Here is a 4,005-nt window from a genome sequence, read left to right on the forward strand (position 1 = left end):
GGCCGCCGGGTCGCGGCCGGATCCGCGCACGAGCCCGGCCGCGACTACACCGCCACCGCGGAGCTCCTCGCCGAGCTCGGCCTGCTCGAACGGTCGCTGCGGAACCACCACGCGGCCCTCGCCGCCGACGGCGCCCTGTCCCGGGTCCGCCGCGCCATCGCCTCCTTCGGCCTGCACCTGGCCACCCTCGACATCCGCGAGCACGCCGACCACCACCATGACGCCGTCGGGCAGCTCATGGACCGCCTTGGCGGGCCCGGTGTCCGGTACGCGGAACTCAGCCGCGCCGAGCGGCTCGAGGTGCTGGGCTCCGAACTTGCGTCCCGGCGCCCGCTCTCCGGCCACCCGATTAAGCTCGACGGCGTCGCCGACGGCACCTACGACGTCTTCCGGGAGATCCGCCGCGCCCTGCGCACCTACGGCCCCGACGTGATCGAGACCTACATCATCTCCATGACCCGCGGCGCGGACGACGTCCTGGCGGCCGCCGTGCTGGCCCGCGAGGCCGGCCTGGTCAGCCTGTTCGGCGAGGCGCCCTACGCCAAGATCGGCTTCGCGCCGCTGCTGGAGACCGTCGACGAACTCCGCGCCTCGGCCGAAATCGTGGACCGGCTGCTCTCCGATGCCTCCTACCGCGAACTCGTCCGGCTCCGCGGCGACGTGCAGGAAATCATGCTCGGCTACTCGGACTCCAACAAGGAATCCGGCGTCATGACAAGCCAGTGGGAAATCTACAAGACCCAGCGCAAGCTCCGCGACGTGGCGGCCAAGCACGGCGTCCGCGTGCGCCTCTTCCACGGCCGCGGCGGCTCGGTGGGCCGCGGCGGCGGGCCGACCTACGATGCCATCATGGCCCAGCCCAACGGCGTGCTCGAGGGCGAGATCAAATTCACCGAGCAGGGCGAGGTCATCTCGGACAAGTACTCCCTGCCGGAGCTGGCCCGGGAAAACCTCGAGCTCTCCCTGGCCGCGGTACTGCAGGGCTCGGCCCTGCACCGCACCCCGCGCACCTCGGAGGACCAGCGCGTGCGTTACGGCCACGTCATGGAAACCGTCTCCGACGCCGCGTTTGCGCGCTACCGCACGCTGATTGATGACCCCGATCTGCCCGCCTACTTCATGGCGTCCACCCCGGTGGAGCAGCTGGGATCCCTCAACATCGGATCCCGTCCGTCCAAGCGCCCCGACTCCGGCGCCGGGCTGGAGGGTCTCCGCGCCATCCCGTGGGTGTTCGGCTGGACACAGTCGCGGCAGATCGTGCCGGGCTGGTTCGGTGTGGGCTCCGGCCTCAAAGCCGCCCGCGAGGCCGGTAACTCGGCCCAGCTCAAGGAGATGATCGAGGGCTGGCACTTCTTCCGCTCGGTGCTCTCCAATGTTGAGATGACCCTGGCGAAGACGGACATGGACATTGCCGGCTACTACGTCTCCACCCTGGTGCCGGCGGAACTGCACCACCTGTTCCGTGCCATCCGGGCCGAATATGATCTCACGGTCGAGGAGATCCAGAACCTTACCGGCGAGCACGTGATTCTCGATGCCCAGCCCACCCTGAAGCGCTCCCTCGAGATCCGGGACCAGTACCTCGACCCCATCAGCTACCTGCAGGTGGAACTGCTGCGCCGCGTCCGGGCCGAGGCCGCGGAGGGCATGACCGGGGCCGAGATCGACGAACGGCTCCAGCGGGCCATGCTGATCACGGTCAACGGAGTCGCCGCCGGGCTGCGCAACACCGGATAGCCCGCACCCCGGCCCAGACGCTCCCGCAGGTATGGCGGCCTTTCCCACGATGCTCCCTCACCTTCTGCGGGGAATTTCCAAACGCTCCCTCAGGTCCTGCGGTTATTCCCTGGACGCTCCCTCAGGTCCTGCGGTTCTTCCCCGGACGCTCCCTCTCCCGGTGAGGGAGCGTTGGGGTTTTGGGTGCGGAAGGTGAGGGAGCGTGGCGGCGCGGCTAGGGTTGTTCCATGCCGTCGTTCCAGACCAGACTGAAGATCACCGGGCTCAAGCCGGGCACCGCTCCCGAAGCCGTCATGGCCGCGGCCATCGAGGCGCTTGGGACGCGGCACCACGTCGAATCGCACCAGCTTGAGCTCGCTGGCGGCGTACCGCAGCTGAACCTGCGCTTCCTGGTCGATGCCACCGCCTACAGCGCCGAAAACAGCCAGGCGCTGGAGTCGGCAGCCATGATGCGCGACGCCGTCGAACGCGTTGCGCTCACCGGCGCGCTGACCGTGCTGCGCCGCAGCCGCGGCCGCTGGGCGCCCGTCTAAAAGTCCAGTTCCTCGTCCGGGTCAACCACGGCGGACTCCACGGGGGAGGGGTTACCCCGGCGCCGCGTCACGATAACGCCCACGACCGCTCCGACCAGCAGCCCGACGCCGACGCCGATCAGGGAGCTCGCCCAGAAGGGCAGCCCGGTGGCGGAGCCCATGAAATAGCCCAGTGCCACGGACCAGGCTGCCCAGAGCAGGCCGCCGAGAGCCGCGCAGAGGCTGAACCCGCGGGTGGAGACGTTGGCGATGCCCGCCGCGGCCGTCGTGGCCAGCCGCCCGCCGGGGATGAAGCGGAGGCCGATGATCGCGCCGTAGGTGGAGGACCGGCCGGCTTTCGCGATCGCCGCATGCACGGCCGCGTGGAACCGGAGACCCCATTTCCAGCGGTCGAGCACATGGCTTAGCCGCCGTTTGAACAGCTGGAAGACGAGTAGGTCACCAAGCCATGAGGACACCGCGGCGAGGAGCACCACGAGGAAGCCGTTGATGCGGCCCTCCGCGGACAGCGCGCCGCCGGTGATGACCAGCATTTCCGAGGGGACGGGCGGGAAAATCGCATCGCCGATCACGAAGGGGAAGATCCAGAAATAGATCGCGGCGCCCCAGCTGTCCGCATTTCCGAAGTCCATGGGCACAAGGTACCGCACTTCCAGCCGCTAGCGTGCCTCGCTGAGTTCCAGTCTGCTGCGGTATTCCACCGGGCTCCCGGAGATGGGGTCCACGAAGCGGATCCCGCGGGCCAGGAGTTGCAGCGGCTTGGCGTAATTGTCCGGAGCCTTGTCCAGCAGTTCCGGGTAGAACGCATCGTTGACGATGCCGAGGCCCAGTGAGGCCATGTGCACGCGGAGCTGGTGGGTCTTCCCGGAGTGCGGCTCCAGCCGGTACAGCGCGCGGCGGTGCGGGCCGCCGTCGACGTCGGGTGCGCTGTCGGGTGCGCCGCCGTCGGGTGCGCCCGAGTTGGGTGCGCCGGAAGCGTCAAACGTGCGCAGCCGCTCGATCCGGGTTTCCGCATTGGGTTCGCCGTCGACAACCTCGGCCAGCAGGTAGCTGCGGGACTTGGTCATCCGGTTCCGCACCACCACAGGGAAGTCCACCGCGGGATGGCCCGGTGCGGGCTCTGCGGCGGACACACACTCGTACTCCTTCTGGACCTGGCGCTTTTCGAAGAGCACCTGGTACTTGCCCCGGGTCTCGGGGTTCGTGGAGAGCAGCAGTATGCCGGCGGTCATGCGGTCCAGACGGTGCATGGGAATCAGGTCCGGGAGGCCGAGCTGGTTCCGGAGCCGGACCAGGGCCGATTCCTGGATGTAGGTCCCGCCGGGGGTGGTGGGCAGGAAGTGCGGCTTGTCCACCACCAGCAGGTGATCGTCCTGGTGCAGAATGTTCAGCTCCACCGGGATCCGGCTCTCCGGCGGCAGGGTCCGGTAGTACCAGATGAACGTATGGTCCTGCATCGGCGTGCTGCGGTCCAGGGCGATCCCCGCCTCGCCGACGATCTCGCCGGCGTCGAACCGGTCCTCGATGCCCTGCGGATCGATGTGCCCCCAGCGGTGCATCATGTAGTCCATCGCGGTCTCCCAAGGACCCTCGTCCGGCAGGCGCAGACGGGTCGCGTTAACGCCGTCGCGCACGGGAAGGGGGGATTGCATCACCCAACCATTCTACGGGCCCGGCCTCCCGCGCCCTCGCACAGTGACCCCGCGACCCTGTGCCGCGGCCGCGACCCAGTACC

The 4,005-nt window shown here is 68.8% G+C and carries 4 protein-coding genes; 2 read left to right on the plus strand and 2 right to left on the minus strand.

Annotated features, from left to right (window positions below):
- The coding region (locus tag Y706_RS28475; protein WP_043436728.1) for a phosphoenolpyruvate carboxylase at positions 1–1,737 on the plus strand (1,737 nt) is incomplete at its 5' end.
- A 227-nt stretch (positions 1,738–1,964) separates the two neighbouring features.
- Positions 1,965–2,270 carry a hypothetical protein gene (locus tag Y706_RS0120655; RefSeq protein WP_018774310.1) on the plus strand — a complete coding sequence of 102 codons (306 nt, stop codon included), beginning with the start codon at positions 1,965–1,967 and terminating at the stop codon, positions 2,268–2,270.
- Here Y706_RS0120655 and Y706_RS0120660 read toward each other — a convergent pair.
- Entirely contained in the window at positions 2,267–2,902 is a 636-nt protein-coding gene (locus Y706_RS0120660) for a DedA family protein (protein WP_028278077.1), read from the minus strand. The genes Y706_RS0120655 and Y706_RS0120660 overlap by 4 nt on opposite strands.
- Before the next feature lie 27 nt (positions 2,903–2,929).
- On the minus strand, positions 2,930–3,922 hold the full coding sequence (locus tag Y706_RS0120665; RefSeq protein WP_028278078.1) for an RluA family pseudouridine synthase: 993 nt from the start codon (positions 3,920–3,922) through the stop codon (positions 2,930–2,932).
- Positions 3,923–4,005 lie beyond the last annotated feature (83 nt).

The sequence above is a fragment of the Arthrobacter sp. I3 genome (genome assembly GCF_000520575.1).
GTDB classification, from domain to species: Bacteria; Actinomycetota; Actinomycetes; order Actinomycetales; family Micrococcaceae; genus Arthrobacter; species Arthrobacter humicola_A.